This window comes from Actinoplanes sp. NPDC049598 (genome assembly GCF_040675435.1).
GTDB lineage: Bacteria > Actinomycetota > Actinomycetes > Mycobacteriales > Micromonosporaceae > Actinoplanes.
This window is the reverse complement of sequence record NZ_JBFAOX010000001.1, coordinates 1,065,889-1,082,594: the sequence shown is the minus strand read 5'-3', so window position 1 is coordinate 1,082,594 and position 16,706 is coordinate 1,065,889. Positions and strand designations below refer to the sequence as shown.

Annotated in this window: 16 protein-coding genes; 8 read left to right on the top strand and 8 right to left on the bottom strand. The window is 72.1% G+C overall.

What is annotated here, in order from left to right; translation table 11 throughout:
• Positions 1 to 8: 8 nt before the first annotated feature.
• Both AB0J66_RS05420 and AB0J66_RS05415 read right to left on the bottom strand, forming a co-directional pair.
• Positions 9 to 767, bottom strand: a complete 759-nt coding sequence (locus AB0J66_RS05420; protein ID WP_364655890.1) for an antibiotic biosynthesis monooxygenase — start codon at positions 765 to 767, stop codon at positions 9 to 11.
• A gap of 220 nt (positions 768 to 987) precedes the next feature.
• Positions 988 to 2,010 (bottom strand): LLM class flavin-dependent oxidoreductase, encoded by a 1,023-nt coding sequence (locus AB0J66_RS05415; protein WP_364655889.1) that lies wholly within the window; start codon positions 2,008 to 2,010, stop codon positions 988 to 990.
• A 74-nt stretch (positions 2,011 to 2,084) separates the two neighbouring features.
• Between AB0J66_RS05415 and AB0J66_RS05410 the strand changes: the two genes are divergently transcribed.
• Complete coding sequence (locus AB0J66_RS05410; protein WP_364655887.1) at positions 2,085 to 2,711, top strand: DUF4142 domain-containing protein; 627 nt, start codon at positions 2,085 to 2,087, stop codon at positions 2,709 to 2,711.
• 9 nt (positions 2,712 to 2,720) lie between these two features.
• Here AB0J66_RS05410 and AB0J66_RS05405 read toward each other — a convergent pair whose 3' ends face one another.
• The gene (locus AB0J66_RS05405) at positions 2,721 to 4,364 is read right to left on the bottom strand and encodes a methyl-accepting chemotaxis protein (protein WP_364655885.1); all 1,644 of its coding nucleotides are present in this window, start codon (positions 4,362 to 4,364) and stop codon (positions 2,721 to 2,723) included.
• Between the two features lie 231 nt (positions 4,365 to 4,595).
• Here AB0J66_RS05405 and glnII point away from each other — a divergent pair, with 231 nt between their 5' ends.
• Both glnII and AB0J66_RS05395 read left to right on the top strand, forming a co-directional pair.
• Positions 4,596 to 5,603, top strand: a complete 1,008-nt coding sequence (gene glnII, locus AB0J66_RS05400) for a glutamine synthetase (RefSeq protein ID WP_364655884.1) — start codon at positions 4,596 to 4,598, stop codon at positions 5,601 to 5,603.
• A 57-nt stretch (positions 5,604 to 5,660) separates the two neighbouring features.
• The gene (locus AB0J66_RS05395; protein ID WP_364655882.1) at positions 5,661 to 6,386 is read left to right on the top strand and encodes an N-formylglutamate amidohydrolase; all 726 of its coding nucleotides are present in this window, start codon (positions 5,661 to 5,663) and stop codon (positions 6,384 to 6,386) included.
• Here AB0J66_RS05395 and AB0J66_RS05390 read toward each other — a convergent pair.
• The 3 genes from AB0J66_RS05390 to AB0J66_RS05380 all read right to left on the bottom strand — a co-directional run bounded on the left by AB0J66_RS05390 (position 6,367) and on the right by AB0J66_RS05380 (position 9,168).
• Positions 6,367 to 6,837, bottom strand: coding sequence for a molybdenum cofactor biosysynthesis protein (locus tag AB0J66_RS05390; protein ID WP_364655880.1), 471 nt, complete (start codon positions 6,835 to 6,837; stop codon positions 6,367 to 6,369). The genes AB0J66_RS05395 and AB0J66_RS05390 overlap by 20 nt on opposite strands.
• 9 nt (positions 6,838 to 6,846) lie before the next feature.
• Positions 6,847 to 8,148 (bottom strand): neutral zinc metallopeptidase, encoded by a 1,302-nt coding sequence (locus AB0J66_RS05385; protein ID WP_364655878.1) that lies wholly within the window; start codon positions 8,146 to 8,148, stop codon positions 6,847 to 6,849.
• 117 nt (positions 8,149 to 8,265) lie between these two features.
• A complete protein-coding gene (locus tag AB0J66_RS05380; protein ID WP_364655876.1) occupies positions 8,266 to 9,168 on the bottom strand; it encodes a phosphotransferase in 903 nt (300 codons plus the stop codon).
• Positions 9,169 to 9,196: 28 nt separating this feature from the next.
• Here AB0J66_RS05380 and AB0J66_RS05375 point away from each other — a divergent pair, with 28 nt between their 5' ends.
• From AB0J66_RS05375 to AB0J66_RS05360, 4 genes are all read left to right on the top strand, one after another.
• Positions 9,197 to 10,186: a hypothetical protein gene (locus AB0J66_RS05375; RefSeq protein WP_364655874.1), complete on the top strand. Its 990-nt coding sequence runs from the start codon at positions 9,197 to 9,199 to the stop codon at positions 10,184 to 10,186.
• The gene (locus tag AB0J66_RS05370; protein WP_364655873.1) at positions 10,183 to 10,785 is read left to right on the top strand and encodes an SUMF1/EgtB/PvdO family nonheme iron enzyme; all 603 of its coding nucleotides are present in this window, start codon (positions 10,183 to 10,185) and stop codon (positions 10,783 to 10,785) included. The genes AB0J66_RS05375 and AB0J66_RS05370 overlap by 4 nt, the downstream gene beginning before the upstream one ends.
• Before the next feature lie 261 nt (positions 10,786 to 11,046).
• The gene (locus tag AB0J66_RS05365; protein ID WP_364655871.1) at positions 11,047 to 11,904 is read left to right on the top strand and encodes a hypothetical protein; all 858 of its coding nucleotides are present in this window, start codon (positions 11,047 to 11,049) and stop codon (positions 11,902 to 11,904) included.
• 62 nt (positions 11,905 to 11,966) lie between these two features.
• Positions 11,967 to 12,557: a TetR/AcrR family transcriptional regulator C-terminal domain-containing protein gene (locus AB0J66_RS05360; RefSeq protein WP_364655869.1), complete on the top strand. Its 591-nt coding sequence runs from the start codon at positions 11,967 to 11,969 to the stop codon at positions 12,555 to 12,557.
• Here the strand turns inward: AB0J66_RS05360 and AB0J66_RS05355 are convergent.
• Together AB0J66_RS05355 and AB0J66_RS05350 are read right to left on the bottom strand one after the other, a co-directional pair.
• Positions 12,547 to 14,181 (bottom strand): ABC-F family ATP-binding cassette domain-containing protein, encoded by a 1,635-nt coding sequence (locus tag AB0J66_RS05355; RefSeq protein WP_364655867.1) that lies wholly within the window; start codon positions 14,179 to 14,181, stop codon positions 12,547 to 12,549. The genes AB0J66_RS05360 and AB0J66_RS05355 overlap by 11 nt on opposite strands.
• Before the next feature lie 25 nt (positions 14,182 to 14,206).
• Positions 14,207 to 15,022: a PhzF family phenazine biosynthesis isomerase gene (locus AB0J66_RS05350; RefSeq protein ID WP_364655865.1), complete on the bottom strand. Its 816-nt coding sequence runs from the start codon at positions 15,020 to 15,022 to the stop codon at positions 14,207 to 14,209.
• 259 nt (positions 15,023 to 15,281) lie between these two features.
• On the opposite strand from AB0J66_RS05350, the gene AB0J66_RS05345 reads away from it, so the two are divergent.
• The gene (locus AB0J66_RS05345; RefSeq protein ID WP_364655863.1) at positions 15,282 to 16,706 is read left to right on the top strand and encodes a sigma 54-interacting transcriptional regulator; all 1,425 of its coding nucleotides are present in this window, start codon (positions 15,282 to 15,284) and stop codon (positions 16,704 to 16,706) included.

Genomic DNA, 16,706 nt, shown 5'->3' with positions numbered 1-16,706 from the left:
AACGGGGTTCAGCCCAGGTAGGGCGGAGCGACGCCCCAGCCCCAGCGCGGGGTGGGGGCCCGTTCGGGTGGGGTGGCACCGGGCTGGGAGTTGGCTACGGCCAGGCGGGTGCCCCACTCGATGTAGGACATGAAGGCGGCGCGGAACTCGGGGTCGCCGGGGAGGGACACCTCGTCGGCGGCGTCGGTGAGAAGGGTGACCCAGCGGCGGCGCTGCGGTTCGGTGATGGCCTTGCCCAGGTGGTGGGAGAGCATATGGGGGTAGCCGCCGCGGTCGGTGGTGTAGCGGGTGGGGCCGCCGAAGACCTCGGACAGCCACATGGCGACGTAGCGGGGATGGTCCTTGTCCATGTGGGCGAAGAGGGGGCCGATCAGATCGTCGGCGGTGACCTTCTCGTAGAAACGCTCGGTGAGGCGCTCGAAAGCCTCGGTGCCGCCGGCCCACTCGTAAAGGGTGGGGGTGGCGCCGCCGGGGCCGCGGACGGGGGTGGCCTCGTAGTGGCGCATCTCGTCGATGGCGTCCACGTACGGGCGGATCGCGGCCAGGAAAGCGGGGAACAGGTCGCCGCCGCGGAAGCCCTCCAGGTGGTCGCGGGCCGAGGTCCAGGTGATGCGGAGGATGTACGCCGTGGGGTCGTCGGTGCAGCGGCTCAGCTCGTAGTCGACGCACTGCGGGGCCTGGGCCAGCAAACCGGCCGCGCGGGCGTAGGCACTTTCGAATGCGTCCGGGTCACCGGGAATGCGGTAGCGGATGTACTCGACCGTCATGCCTCCACCATAGACCGCTGTAACAATGTAATCGCGTAATAAAAGCCCCGCCTGGGCGGCCCAGCGGGGCCTGGGCGGTCGGACGGGGCTGGGCGGCACGGCGGGGGCTGGGCGGTCGGGCGAGGACCGGGCGGTTAGGTGGGGCTGGGCGGTCCGGTGGGGGGCCGGGCGGTTGGGCGGGGCTGGGCGGTCGGCGGGGCTGGGCGGTACGGCCGGGTGGTCAGGCCGGGGTCCAGCCGATGGCGGGGGCGATGTGCTTGGTGATGGTCTCCAGGATGCGGGCGTTGTAGGCGACGCCCAGCTGGTTGGGGACGGTGAACAGGATGGTGTCGGCGGCCTGGACGGCGGCGTCGGCGGCGAGCTCGGCGGCGATGCGGTCGGGCTCACCCGCGTACGTCCGGCCGAAGCGGGACCGGACCCCCTCGAGCAAGCCGACCTGGTCGCCCTGGTCCTGGGTGCCGAAGTAGACGCGGTCGATGTCCTCGGTGATCGGCAGGACGCTGCGGGAGATGGACACGCGTGGCGTGCGGGTGTGGCCGGCCTTGTCCCAGGCGTCGCGGTAGAGCTGGATCTGCTCGGCCTGCAGCTGGTCGAACGGCACGCCGGTGTCCTCCGAGAGCAGGGTGGAGCTCTGCAGGTTGACGCCGAGCTCGGCCGCCCACTGGGCCGTGGCCCGGGTGCCGGCGCCCCACCAGATGCGGTCGCGCAGGCCGGGGGACTGGGGCTGGATGGCCAGGCCGCCGCTGATCCCGCCGGTGCGGGCCGGGTCCGTGCGGGCCACGGCCTCGCCGGAGACGGCCTCGAGGAAGAACTCGGTCTTGGAGCGGGCCAGGTCGGCCGCGGTGGTGCCCTCGGGCGGGATGTAGCCGAAGTTGTGGGCGCCGTTGAGCGCCGTCTCCGGGGATCCGCGCGAGACGCCCAGCTGCAGGCGGCCGCCGCTGATCAGGTCGGCCGCGGCGGCCTCCTCGGCCATGTAGAGCGGGTTCTCGTAGCGCATGTCGATCACGCCGGTGCCGATCTCGATCTTCGAGGTGCGGGCGCCGATGGCCGCCAGCAGCGGGAACGGCGAGGCCAGCTGGCGCTCGAAGTGGTGCACGCGGACGAAGGCGCCGTCGACGCCGAGTTGTTCGGCCGCCTCGGCCAGTTCGATGGTCTGCAGCAGGGCGTCGGCGCCGGTGCGGGTCTGCGATCCGGCGGCGTCGCGCCAGTGGCCGAACGACAAGAATCCGATCTTCTTCTTCACGAAGCTGCCAACGGTTCCGGCGAGCGAGCTATTTCCGGCCACATGAACACCCGCAAAACGGGAAAATCGGAAGCATGATCAAGCCCGAGAAGAACGTAATGCTCAAGTCTGTGACCGCGCTCGCGGTGGCTGGCACCCTGATGACCCCTGCCCTGCCCGCGAGCGCGGCCGCCATCCAGCCGGTCCTGCCTGCGAGCGCGGCCGCCACCCAGCCGGCCCAGCCGAGTGGGGCGGCCTACCAGTTGAGCGAGGTGGCCCGCCCCAGCAAGCAGGACCGCACCTTCCTGCGTACGGCTCATCAGTCGCACGTGGCCGAGATCGCCGGAGCGCGGATCGCGCAGCGCCGGGCCACCTCGGACGAGGTGAAGGCGCTGGCCGCCCGGCTGATCCGCGACCACACCGCGATGGACGCCGACCTCACCGCGGTCGCCCGCCGGGCCGGCGTGGCCCTGCCGAAGGGGATCACCGCCGACCAGCGCCGCCGCCTCGGGCAGTACGAGAGCTTCGAGACGGCCCGCTTCGACCTGCTCTACGTCCTCACCCAGCTCGTCGGTCATCAGGTCGCCATGAACAACGGCGAGACCGAGGTCAAGGAGGGCACCGACCCGCGCGTGGTGCAGCTGGCCAAGGCGTCGGCCCCGATCGTCAAGGCGCACCACCACGACCTCACGAAGCTGCGGGAGCAGATGCAACCGCTCTGAGCGAGCCGCTCAGATCCGGAAGCGGGCCACCACCGACCGCAGCTCGTCGGAGACCCGGGACAGCTCGTTGACCGACGCGTCAGCCTCGGCCAGCGCGCTGGTCTGGGCCTGCACCGCGTCGGCGACGATGTTGATGTTGCCGGCGATGCTGGAGCTGCCGCCGGCGGCGTCGCCGATGCTGCGGCTCATCTCGTTGGTGGTGGCCGTCTGCTCCTCGACCGCCGAGGCGATGGTGACCTGGTAGTCGTTGATCTCGGAGATGATCCGGGAGATCTCGCCGATCGCGTCGACCGCGCTCGAGGTGTCCTCCTGGATGGCCTCGACCCGGCGGGAGATGTCCTCGGTGGCCTTGGCGGTCTCCTGGGCCAGGTCCTTGACCTCGGTCGCGACCACGGCGAAGCCCTTGCCGGCCTCGCCCGCCCGGGCCGCCTCGATCGTCGCGTTGAGGGCCAGCAGGTTGGTCTGCTCGGCGATCTGCGTGATCACCTTGACCACGTTGCCGATCTCCTCGGACGACGTGCCGAGCTTGGCCACCGTGTCGTTGGTGTTCTGGGCGACGCCGACCGCGCGCGAGGCGACCTGGGCCGCGTTGTTGGCGTTCTCGGCGATCTCGCGGATCGACACGCCCATCTGCTCGCTGCCCGCGGCCACCGACTGCACGCTGGTCGAGACGTCCCCGGCGCCCGCGGCGGCGATGTTGGCCTGGTCGGCGGCGGCGCTGGCGCCCTCGGCGAGCTGGTTGCTGATGGCCGCGAGCCGCTGGGTGCCCTCGCCGAGGGTGGCCGCGCCGTGGTTGAGGGCGTCGACCGTGGTGCGCAGCCCGTCGCGGGCGCGGTTGACCGCGTACGCCATGGCCCCCAGCTCGTCGCGGGAGCGCACGTCGGCCGGGACCGTGAGGTCGCCCTCGGCCACTGCCTCCAGCGCGCGCGAGACCGTGGCCAGCTGGGGCCGGATCAGGCGGATGACGCCGACGCAGACCAGCAGGGCGAGCAGCAGCCCGATGCCCAGGCCGGTCAGGGTGACGGTCCGGGCCTTTTTGTAGGCGGCCTCACCCGCGGTGGCCATCGCGTCCGACTCGGTGTCCTCGGCCGCCTGCAGCTTCTTGATGTCGGTGGCCATGACGGTCTCGGTGTCGTTGAACGCCTTCAGCAGATCGGCCGGCGCCGGCGTCTCGTACTTCGACGGGATCGGGGTCCGGAAGAACGCGTAGTCGCGCAGGGCCCGGTAGTGCCCGAGCGCGTCGGTGAACTCGTCGAGCACCTCGGTCCGGGCGGCCGAGCCGGCGGTGATGGCGGTGTAGCCCTTGATCGCGGTGTCGGTGACCTCGTCCGCGGCCTCGATGGACTGCCGGCCCGCGGCCCGGCCGGCATCAGTCGTCGCGCTGGAGACCAGCACCATGCCCCGGAACATCTCGGCCAGCCCGCCGCGGATGTTGGCCACCTCCTGCAGGCTGTCCACGTGCTGGGCCTTCATGATCTTGAGATCGTCGCCCAGGGTGGCCATCCGGTTGATGGACACGATGGTGACGACGACGGCCACGACCGCCATGCAGACCGCGGCGGCGATGGTCTTGGCCAGCAGGCTCCGATCGGCGAAATACGCCGTCAGCGGCTTGCGCTCAATCGTGGTCGCGAAACCACCGCGATCAGGCATCGTACGTTCCCTTCGCACCCGAACCGATCGCCTCACGGTAGAACGGTGATCACTTAACGGGGCGAAATTCGCCGAAACCCCCGCAACCGGCCGGAAGCTGCGATACGCGATTTATTTCCGCGCGGTTAACGCGGACGGTGGTGATCCTCTCACCGTCGGAACACGCTCCCGATGATCTTCGCTCGGTAGCATCGCCGATCGTTCCCCTCGTGTTCTTCTAGGAGCTTTTTGATGCCGTTCAAGGCTGAGTACATCTGGATCGACGGCACCGAGCCGACCGCCAAGCTCAGGTCCAAGACGAAGATCGTCGAGGACGGCGCGGAGCTGCCGATCTGGGGCTTCGACGGCTCCAGCACCAACCAGGCGCCCGGCGACAAGTCGGACTGCGTGCTCAAGCCGGTCTTCGTCACCCCCGACCCGATCCGCGGCGGCGACCACAAGCTGGTCCTGTGCGAGGTCATGCTGATCGACGGCACCCCGCACCCGACCAACACCCGGTTCGCCTGCGCCGAGGTGGCCGCGAAGTTCGCCGACCAGGAGCCGATCTTCGGCATCGAGCAGGAGTACACGTTCTTCCAGGAGGGCCGCCCGCTCGGCTTCCCCATCGGCGGCGGCTTCCCGGCCCCGCAGGGCGGCTACTACTGCGGCGTCGGCGCCGACGAGGTCTTCGGCCGCGACATCGTCGAGAAGCACATGGACCTGTGCCTCGAGGCCGGCCTGCACCTGTCCGGCATCAACGCCGAGGTCATGCCCGGCCAGTGGGAGTTCCAGATCGGCGCGGTGGCCGCCCCGCTGGTGGCCGACGAGCTGTGGATGGCCCGCTGGCTGCTCTACCGCATCGCCGAGGACTTCGGGGTCAGCGCGACCCTCGACCCCAAGCCGGTCAAGGGCGACTGGAACGGCGCCGGCGCGCACACCAACTTCTCCACCAACGCGATGCGCTCGAACTACGACGCGATCATCACCGCGGCCGAGTCGCTCGGCAAGGACGGCAAGGTGGAGGAGCACATCGCCGGCTACGGGGCCGACATCCAGCACCGGCTGACCGGCATGCACGAGACCGCCCCGTGGAGCGAGTACAGCTACGGCGTCTCCGACCGCGGCGCCTCGGTGCGCATCCCGTGGCAGGTCGAGAAGGACGGCAAGGGCTACATCGAGGACCGCCGCCCGAACGCCAACTGCGACCCGTACGTCGTCACCCGCCTGCTGATCGACACCGTCTGCTCGGCCCTGGCCTGACGTAAGGTCACGCCCGGGGAGCGGTCGCGCTTCCCGGGCGTACGGGGGTGAGCGCACGTGATCTTCGAGGTCCGGCCCGGTGACGCGGCGTCACCGGTGATCCTGCACGTGCCGCACGCCTCGCGGGAGCTGACCGCGTTCGCCCGTTCGTCCTTGGTGATCGACGACGCCGAGCTGGCCGACGAGCTGGACCATCTCACCGACGCCCACACGGACGTCGTCGCGGCGTCGGTGGCGGCCTCGACGGGGGCCTGGGTCTTCCAGAACCGCTGGTCACGGCTGGTGGTGGATCCGGAGCGGTTTCCCGATGAGCGCGAGGAGATGCTCGCGGCCGGGATGGGCGCGGTCTATACGCACGGCTATGCGGGGCGGCGGTTGCGGAGCAGCGATCCGGAACGGGACGCCCGGCTGATCCGGGAGCACTTCGAGCCGTACGCCGCCGGGATGACCCGCCTCGTGGGGGAGCGGCTCGCCGCGATCGGCCGGGTCGTCATCGTCGACGTGCATTCGTACCCGGTCCACGCGCTGCCGTACGAGCTGCACGGCGACGGGCCGCGCCCGCCGATCTGCCTCGGCACCGATACGTTCCACACTCCGGCCGCGTTGATCGACCGAGCGAAAGCGGCATTCCCGGATATGTCGCTCGACTCGCCCTTCGCCGGCTGTTACGTGCCGCTGAAGTACTACGGAGTGGACCCCGCCGTCGAGGCCGTCATGATCGAGATCCGGCGGGACTGCGACCCCGCGGCCACGGCGGCCCGGATCATCGAATTTCTGCGCTGACCGGCCCGACCCGCAGGATCCCGTCGTCCAGCGGTTCGCAGCGGATCCCGCCCTTGCCGCGCAGCGCCTTCCACGCGCCCGGCCCCACGGTCACGTCCATCCACGCGCACGGGTGCGCCCGCCGGTTGACCTTGAGCCGGACCGGCCCGTCCCCGGAGTCGAGCGTGAGCACCTCGCCGATCAGGTCGTCCACGATCAGACCGGCCAGGAGAACGTTGCGGCGGACCTCGGCCAGGCCGATCCCGGCCGGCAGCGACTCCTGGCTGATCACCGTGATGCTCGCGTCGCGGTGGGCGGGCCGGTTGAAGTAGCGGTCGCCGACGATGCCCAGCCCCGCCCGGATCTCCACGAACGGCGCCAGCTCGCCCGGTGGGGCCGGGGCCGGCCCGTCGGCGGGCCGGCCCTCGAAGCGGTGGACGGGCGACGCGAGCAGCTCAACGATCTCCGGCACCCGGGAAGTCTAGGCACGGCACGCGGACAGCCCCTGCAGCACTCCGGACCGGTAGGAGGCGATCCGCTCGAAGGCGGTCGGCCCGCCGCCCTCCGAGGCCCGGCCGAAGGCCAGCAGCGCCGACACCGCCTCGTCGAGGTCGCCGGGGGACAGCCGCAGCGAGTCCGTGGTCTGCCGGCGGGTCAGGATGTCGTTCGTCCACGACCCGGCCAGGCAGTCCACGGTCAGCTGGCCCGCCTTGTCGCGGGTCTCGACGCCGCGCCGGTCCTGCGCGGCCCGCGCGAACAGGTCGCCCAGCAGCATGCCGACCGCGTAGTCGCCGATCCGGTCGTGCAGCTGCGGCCCGAGATCGGTGGTGTCGAAGGCCGCGAAGTCGCCGTCCGGGCAGTAGAACGCCGCCCCGCCGGCCGACGCGTCCGGCCGCTCGCAGGCCGGCGGCGAGCCCGCCTCGAACGCCTGCACCTGCAGCTGCGGCCATTGCCGGCCGGCGAGCTCGGGGTAGGTCCGCTGCCAGTAGCCCTGCGCGTCCGCGGCCAGCTGCTGGACCGCGTCGTCGTACGGCAGGTTGCCGCCCGTGTCGGCCTCCTCCTGGGTCGAGAACGGCACCTCGGTCACCGGCAGATTGTTCGCGCGGTACTTGGCGCATTGACCGACGCCATCCTCCACGCCCTCCTGCAGGGCGCGGATCCGGTCGAACGCGTTGCCGTGGGCCCCTTCCGCCGCGGCCGCGATGCCCGGCTGGTCCCGCAGCAACAGCAGGCCCGCGACGGTCGCGTCGAGCTGCTGGGCCGTCAATTTCTTGAACGCCTCCGACCGCCCGGCCAGCACATCGGCCAGCCACGCCCCGGCATAACAATCGGCCTGCTGCTCGAGCACGACCGTCGGCTGATCGGCCGGCCCGATCCGGGCCTGAATGGCGTGCCCGTACTCGTGTGCTATCACCACGCCGACCAGCGCCGGCCCGTAGTCGGACTCCAGCGACGGGATCAGCGTCTGCGCGTCCCACGCGATGAAGTCGTCGGACGGGCAGTAGAACGCGTTCGGCTCGTACCCCGCCTGCTGCCCGCCACAGGCCGGCGCCGGGTCGTTCTTCGTGTACGGGTAATAGCCACCCTGCACCGGCTGGAACCTCTTCCCGCCGGTCAGCTCCGGGAACTGCGCCCCCCAGAACCGTTCCACGTCCTTCAATGCCCTCGTGACCGTGTCCGAGGCGCGCTGCGGATCGGGCTCGTCCTCCAAGGACGGAAACGAGCACGCCGCCAGCATCAGCACGACCACGACAGCGGAAATCCGCCACGCCTTCACCGACATCTATTCCTCCCGCCACGCCTATACCCGCGGTGGTTGCGTTCAGGCGTCCCACTTCCGCTTCCAGGTGTACGGGATGTCGGCAAGCACCCGAAAGGCCGTACGCGGGCGGCGAGTCCCTCACCTGATCAGGCGAGCCAGCAGCGGGCGCAACGCCCGGGCCCGGGCCGCCTGCCAGTCCCGCAGCCCGGGCAGCCCGGGCAGTGGCGGCAGGGTCGAGCGGTAACGCCACATCCCGGCCAGCGCCACCACGAACCGCGACGCCCCCTCCGGAAGCCCGGACAGGACCTCACCGGCCGCGCGCAGGGCCGCCGCCGGCCCGTCCCGGTGCCCGGCCGCGACCAGATCGGCGGCCAGCCGGGCCCGGTCCAGCCAGGACGCCCCGGCGCAGGCGAAGCTCCAGTCGACCAGCGTCGCCCGGCCGGCCGCGACGTCGACCAGCGCGTTGTCACCGCGTACATCCTGATGTACCAGGAACTTCCCGGCCGTCCAGTCGCGCCAGCCCTGAGCGTGCCCGGCCAGGGTGGCGACGTGCTCGCGCTCCCAGTCGTCGAGCCCGGCCAGCCGGTCCCAGCCGTCCAGGTCGGTCAGCAGCTCCCCGATCCGCGGCAGCGCGTCCGGCGCCCGCAAGCCGCCGGCCACCGCACAGGCTTCGCCGACCAGCCGCGTGCCGTCGTCGCTCCACGGCGGACCGGCCGCCGTCCCCGGCGCCACCGACATGACCAGCGCGAACCAGCCCTCGGCGCCGGCCGTCCCCACCAGCTCCGGGGCCGGCGCGGCTCGCGGCAGCGCGGCCAGCGCGAGGGCCTCCCGCCGGTACGCGCGGTACGACCCGGGCGCGCTTTCGGGCACCGCCTTGACGAACACCGACCGGCCGTCGGCCAGGCCCAGCACGGCGGCCGGACCCGGCGTCATGCCGCCGTGCACGTCCCGGCAGCTCACCACGGGTGCCCGGCCGATCGCGGCCACCGCGTGCCGAAGTGCGACGGGCGCCACGCGCCAGGGAGGGCGCTGAGTGAACACCGCCACACTGTGCCTTAGATTGAGCGGCATGGTGGTGAGCGAAACCCTCGGTGTGGTCGCCCACCCCGGTGGCCTGCTGGTCGAGCGTCCCGAGCTCAGCATCGGCGTGTCGATGATCGTCTCCCGGCCGACCGGGCTGGAGATCCGGCTCGTGGCGCGGCACCCGTCCGAGCCGGGCGAGGTGCGCCCGTGCCTGGACGAGTGGGGTGACCTGCGCCCCGGGGCCAACGGCGTGCCACCCGCGCCCCGGGTGCTGCTGCCCGCGTACGACGAGGGCATGCACCTGCGGGTCGGCTGGCTCGACGCGGCCGGCCGGGCCCACTGGGTCTACGGCTCGACCTCGGTCTACTCGGGGCGCTACGTCGAGGTGCGGACCACCGTCGAGCTGCCGCCCACCTTCGACCACCTGTCGCTGGTCCTGGCCTGGCCCGAGATCGGCTTCACCGAGGCGGTGATCGCGCTGGCCCTGCCGGACCAGGTGGCTGTACGCCGCGGCAGCTCCTCGATCTGGGAGGCGCCCCCGGTGGCCACCCGGGCCGACACGAGCGAGAGCCCGGCCCGGCCCGGCGACACGTCGGAGCTGCCCGAGCCGCCGGCCATGGGCGACCCCGGCGCGCCCCGCATCGAGGCGGGCCGGCTCGCCGCCGACCCGTGCGTGCTGGTCCGCGACCGGGACGCGGTGATCGTGCTGTCCCGGGTCACCCGCTCCGGCCCGATCCTGGCCCTGGAGGTGGAGAGCCTGGCCCGCGGCGAGGCGGCCGACCGGCTCGAACGGGTCGACTCGCCCCAACGCGACGACTTCGTCCGGGTCCGGCCCACGGTCGCCCTGCTGCGCGGGGAGGCGGCGTTCCCGCTGCGCGCCTACGAGGGCGGGTTCAGCGGCGGGGCCGGGGTCTTCCACGCGACCGAGGAGTTCGCGGTCGACACCGCCGAGGACCTGGAGCTGCTGGTGGCCTGGCCGGCGGCGGGCATCCCGGCCCACCGGGCGGTCGTGCCCCTCAAACGGCTCGAGCGGTGATCCGGCTCGCCCCCGGGCGGGTCGTGCTGGCCGACCGGCGCACCCAGCGCCGCTGGGCGGTCGACGTGGCCGCCTTCGAGATCGCCGCGCTGCCCGTGACCGAGGAGGGATCCCAGCTCCCCGCGGTGGAGGTGTCGTGGCTCGACGCGGTCCGCTACTGCAACGAGCGCTCCGTGGCCGACGGCTTCGCGCCGGCGTACAGCATCAAAGATCTTGATGTTGACTGGAATCGCGAGGCCGACGGCTACCGCCTGCCCACCGAGGCCGAGTGGGAGTACGCCTGCCGCGCCGGCACTGTCGGCCCGCGGTACGGCGACCTCGACGACATCGCCTGGTACCGAGATAATTCGGGCGGAAGTCGGCATGACGTCGGGACGCGGGCGCCCAACGCCTGGGGCCTGCACGACATGCTCGGCAACGTCTGGAACTGGTGCTGGGACCTGTACGACCCGGCGGTCTACGGCCCCTACCGCGTCCTGCGCGGCGGCGGCTGGTTCGACGAGCACTGGAGCTGCCGCGCCTCCGTCCGCCGCCGCAGCCACCCCACCTTCCGCGTGGACGACGTCGGCTTCCGCCTCGCGCGCAGCATTCCCGCCTGAGATCCCCTGGCGCCCGCCCGCGGCGTTCCCGCTTGAGGTCCCGTGGCGCTCGTCGGCGGCGTTCCCGCCCGAGGTCCCGTGGGGCTCGCCCGCAGCGTTCCCGCCCGAGGTCCCTCAAGTCGGCCCGGACCGATGCCGACAAGGTAGGTCCGACAGCGGGGGACGGCCGGGGGAGGAAACGTGGCAGCAGAGCGGGAGCAGGTGCGGGCGCCGGGTGCGCTCACACGCGGGCCGCGACCGGCTTGGCACCGGACGGCGCTCGTGACGGCGGCGGTGACGTTCGGCGTGCTGGGGGCGGCGACGTTCCTCGGCGACACGTACGCCACCCAGGCGACCTGCGACGAGATCAGCGGGATCGGGGTCGCCGGTGAGGGCTACGACAGTGTGAAGGCGGACTTCGGCCGGCACGCCCCCCTGATTCTGCTGCACCGCGACCTGCGGCACGCCGTCCAGGATCTCGCCGCCGACGAGAAGAAGCGGCAGACGGCCGGGAGTGCGGCGCTGGACGACGACATCGAGATCTCGGCGCGGGTGGCCCAGGACGAGTGCGGCCTGCCGGTTGTCGGGGTGCTGTTCGCAGGCGAGGAGGCATCCATCACGCCGGCCAAGGCGGTGGTCCTGCCGGTCGTCACACCCAGCGTCGGTGCTCCTGCCTCGCAGCCGACCCCGACGCGCAAGCCGACGCCGTCATCAGCGCCGGCCGAGGCCGGCAGGACACCGAAACCAGCCGTCTCTCGGACGCCGTCGACGATTGTGACGCCTGCACCCCCGCCGAAGGATGTGATCTCGCCGGCCGAGCTCGCCGACGCCGAGGCCGCCGTCATGGAGGCCGAGGACGAATATCGGCAAGGTCAGGTCGAAGGTCGTTACGCCTACGAGATCAACATTCTGGCTTACAAGCTCGAGGCAGCGAAGGTGTATCTCGCCGATCTGCAGAGCGGCCACCACAACCTCGAACATCCGGATCTCGACATCATGCAGGCGGAGGTCTACCTCGAGGCCGCCAAGGTTCAGTCGCGCAGGGCGTTCGCGGACCCCACTGCTTCGCTCGCCGACAAGAAAAGGGCTCAAGCTGAGGAGTTGCGCTGGCAGGAGCGACTCGACCTTCTACAGGGGTGATGAGCAGGTAATTCTAACGGTGTTAGAGTCTTTCTCTAACGGCGTTAGAGAGCAGGTTCGGGGTGGCGCTGGACCGGGAGAAGGTCGTTGCGGCGGCGGTTTCTCTACTCGATGAGGGCGGGCTGGACGGGCTCACGCTGCGCAGGCTGGCCGACCGGCTCGGGGTGCGGGCGCCGACCCTCTACTGGCACGTCAAGGACAAGACTGCCCTGATCATGGCGGTGGCCGAGGCGATCCTGGCCGGCCTGCGGGAGCTGCGCGGGCCGGCCGCCGGGGAACCGTGGGACGACTGGCTGGTCGGGGTGGCCGAGCGGCTTCGGGCGGCGATGCTCGCCCACCCGGACGGGGCCCGGGTCGTCTCCTCGGCCCAGCTGTCCGAGACCCTGTCCGGTGTCGCCGAGCTCGCCATGAGCACCCTGTTCGCCCACGGGCTGACGCTGCGCCAGGCCCGGCTGACCGTGCTCGTCGTGGAGCGTTTCACCGTCGGCTACGTCCTCGAGGAGCAGCAGCCACCGCCGGCCGGGTCCTTCGACGTGGACGCGTTCACCCGCCGCCACCCCACGGTGGTGGCGGCGATCGGCGACTACTACCTCGACGGCCGTACGGCGGACGACCTGTTCCGCGACAGCGTGCGGGTGATCGTCAGCCGATGACCTTGCCGGCGGCCACCTCGAGGTGGCGGTTGGTGCTGACCGCCTCCAGCATCCGCCGGTCGTGGGTGACCAGCAGGAGCGTCCCGCTGTACGAGCTCAGGGCCGATTCCAGCTGCTCGATGGCGGCCAGGTCGAGGTGGTTGGTCGGCTCGTCCAGCACGAGCAGGTTGACCCCGCGGGCCTGCAGCAGCGCGAGGGCCGCCCGCGTCCGCTCGCCCGGGGACAGCGTGGCCGCCGGCCGCAGCACGTGCGCCGCCCTGAGCCCGAACTTGGCCAGCAGCGTGCGCACGTCGGCGTCGGAGAACTCGGGCACGGCCGAACCGAAGGCCCGGGCCAGCGTCTCGTCGCCCAGGAACAGCCCGCGGGCCTGATCGATCTCGCCGACGACGACACCCGGCCCGAGCGCGGCGCTGCCCTCGTCCAGCGGCAGCCGCCCGAGCAGCGCGGCCAGCAGCGTCGACTTGCCCGAGCCGTTGGCCCCGGTGATGGCCACCCGGTCGGCCCAGTCGATCTGCAGCGTGACCGGCCCCAGTGTGAACCCGCCCCGCCGCACCACGGCCTCGCGCATGGTGGCCACGACCGCCCCGGCCCGCGGGGCCACGGCGATCTCCATCCGCAGCTCCCACTCCTTGCGGGGCTCCTCGACCACGTCGAGCCGCTCGATCAGGCGCTCGGTCTGCCGGGCCTTGGCCGCCTGCTTCTCGCTCGCCTCGGCCCGGTACTTCTTGCCGATCTTGTCGTTGTCGGGCGCCTTGCGGTGCGCGTTGCGGACACCCTTCTCCATCCAGCCGCGCTGCATGCGGGCCCGTTCGAGCAGGTCGTCCTTCTTCTCCGCGTACTCCTCGAACTGCTCCCGGGCGTGCAGCCGGGCCCGCTCCCGCTCCTCCAGGTAGGCCGTGTAGCCGCCGCCGAACAGCCTGACCTGCTGCTGGGCCAGGTCGAGCTCGAGCACCTTGGTCACCGTGCGGGCCAGGAACTCCCGGTCGTGGCTGACCAGCACCGTCCCCGCCCGAAGCCCGGTGACGAACTCCTCCAGCCGCCGCAGCCCGTCCAGGTCGAGGTCGTTGGTCGGCTCGTCCAGCAGAAAGACGTCGTACCGGCTGAGCAGCAGCGACGCCATGCCGGCGCGCGCCGCCTGCCCACCCGAGAGCGCCGTCATCGGATGGTCGAGCGCCACCTCCAGCCCCAGCTCGGCCGCGACCTGGGCCGCCCGCTCATCGAGATCGGCCCCGCCCAGATCGAGCCACCGCTCCAGCGCCACCGCATACTCGTCGTCCGAGCGCGGCCGCCCCTCGGTCAGCGCCTCGGTCGCCTCGTCCAGCGCCCGCTGCGCCGGCCCGACCCCGGTCCGCCGGGCCAGGAAATCCCGCACGGTCTCCCCGGAGCGCCGCTCCCTTTCCTGCGGCAGATAACCGACGTTCGCGCTGGGCGGGCTCAGCGACACCGCTCCGCTTTCGACCGGCAGGATTCCCGCCAGCGTCCGCAGCAGCGTCGTCTTGCCGGCCCCGTTCACCCCCACGAGCCCGATCACGTCTCCCGGCGCGACCACCAGGTCGAGCCCACTGAACAGCGTCCGGTCACCGTGCCCCGCAGCGAGCTCGCGGGCAATCATCGTGGCACTCATCTCGCCCCAGATCCTAGGGGCCTGCTCAACCGGTTATCGGCACCGCCGCCCCGCGGACCCGGACGCCCTGCTCCCCGGGCCGCAGCTGCACCGTGATCCGGCTCGGCCGCCCGAGGTCGTCACCCTGCCGCAGCTCGATCGTGGCGTCGTCGGCGGCCAGTCCGAGCGCCCGCAGGTAGCCTCCGAAGGCTGCGGCGGCCGCGCCGGTGGCCGGATCCTCGTAGACACCGCCGACCGGGAACGGGTCGCGCACATCGAAGCGGCCGGGCCCGGTCCGGTGGACCAGCTGCACCGTGGTCCAGCCGCGCTCCTCCATGAGCGCCTTCAGCGCCGGCTCGTCGTACTCGAGCTCGGCGAGGCGCTGCCGGCTCGCCGCGGCCAGGACCGGGTGGTACGCCCCCGCGTAGGCGACCCGGGGCGGCAGCTCGGGGTCGAGCTCGCCGGCCGACCAGCGCAGCGCCGACAGCAGCGCCTCGAGGTCCTCGGCGGCCAGCGGCCCCACCCGCGGCGCGACGCTGGTCAGCGTGGCCACCCCGCCGGCGACGCTCACCGGCACCTCGCCGGCGTTGGTCACGAACAAGTGCTCCCCGTCGCCGAGCGCCACCGCCGTGGCCACCGTGGCGTGCCCGCAGAACGGCACCTCGGCCAGCGGGCTGAAATAGCGCACCCGCCGTTTCCCCTCGGCCTCGCCGGTCACGAACGCCGTCTCCGAGTAGCCGACCTCGGCCGCGATGCCCAACATCGCCGCCTCGTCCAAACCACCCGCGTCGAGCACCACCCCGGCCGGGTTGCCGCCCTTCGGGTCGTCGCTGAAGGCCACCCACCGCTCGATCTCCGTCATGGGGCAAGCCTGCCGCCGGGGCGGGCGGGGCGAACAGAGCCAAAAGTAGGGGTCCGGCTGTGGCCCCGGTCACACCGCCGGTCACGCGCCCCACGCGAAAGGCGCGCTGCGGCCGGGACCAGCCGCTCAGCCGGCGCCGCGCGGCGGGTTCGGCCCGGGGCGGGCGCCGAAGACGAACGGGGGCGGGCGGAAGGCGTACCGCCGGGGTCTGGATCTTCGTCACATGAACTTGTCACACCGCCGGAGTAGCGTCTTCGGCGTGACAGATGCACCAGTTGCGATCACGCCCGAGATTCCCTCCGACCTTCCGCGCACGCTGGGCGAGCTGCGGGCCACCGGTCATGCCTATCGCAGCGTGAAGCAGGAGCTGCGGGACAACCTGCTCGAGCGGCTGCGTTCCGGCGCGCCGCGCTTCCCGGGCATCGTGGGCTATGACGACACGGTGCTGCCCGAGGTGGAGCGCGCGCTGCTCGCCGGGCACGACATGGTGCTGCTCGGCGAGCGCGGCCAGGGCAAGACCCGGCTCATCCGGGGCCTGATCGGCCTGCTCGACGAGTGGACGCCGTTCATCGCCGGCTCCGAGCTGCACGAGCATCCCTTCCATCCGCTGACCCCGGCCTCGCGGCGGCTGGCCGCCGAGACCGGTGACCTGCTGCCCATCTCCTGGCTGCACCGCTCCGAGCGGTACGGGGAGAAGCTGGCCACCCCCGACACGAGCGTCGGCGACCTGATCGGCGACGTCGACCCGATCAAGGTGGCCGAGGGGCGTGCCCTGGGTGACCCCGAGACCATCCACTTCGGCCTGGTTCCCCGCACCAACCGGGGCATCTTCGCCGTCAACGAGCTGCCCGACCTGGCCGAGCGCATCCAGGTGTCGCTGCTCAACGTGCTCGAGGAGCGCGACATCCAGGTCCGCGGCTACCAGCTGCGGCTGCCGCTCGACCTGCTGCTGGTCGCCTCGGCCAACCCGGAGGACTACACCAACCGCGGGCGCATCATCACGCCGCTCAAGGACCGGTTCGGCGCCGAGATCCGCACCCACTACCCGGTCGACCTGTCGCTCGAGACGGAGCTGATCCGGCAGGAGGCGGCGCTGGTCGCCTCCGTGCCCGACCACCTGATCGACGTGCTCGCGCGCTACACCCGGGGCGTGCGCGAGTCGCCGGCCGTGGACGCCCGCTCGGGCATCTCGGCCCGGTTCGCGATCGCGGCCGCCGAGACGGTGGCCGCGTCGGCCCTGCGCCGGGCGGGCCTGCGTAACGAAAAAGAGGCCGTCGCGCGTATCGGGGACACCCCGTCGGTGACCTCCACGCTGCGGGGCAAGGTCGAGTTCGAGAGCGGCGAGGAGGGGCGCGAGACCGAGGTCCTGGCCCACCTGCTGCGGGTGGCCACGGCCGAGACGTTCCGCGACCGGCTGGGCGGGCTCGACCTGTCCGGCTTCACCGGGCTGGTCGCCGAGGGCGCCATCATCGAGACCGGTGACCTGGTCAGCGCCGAGGAGCTGCTCGGCCAGATCGGCCCGGTGCCGGGGCTGGCCAAGGTGCTCGACCGGCTCGGCGTGGGTGACGCGCCGTCGCCCGGGCAGGCGGCGGCCGGCGTCGAGTTCGTGCTCGAGGGGCTGCATCTGACGCGGCGGCTGGCCAAGGAGCTCACCGACGACGGCCGCACCCTGTACGGGAGCTGA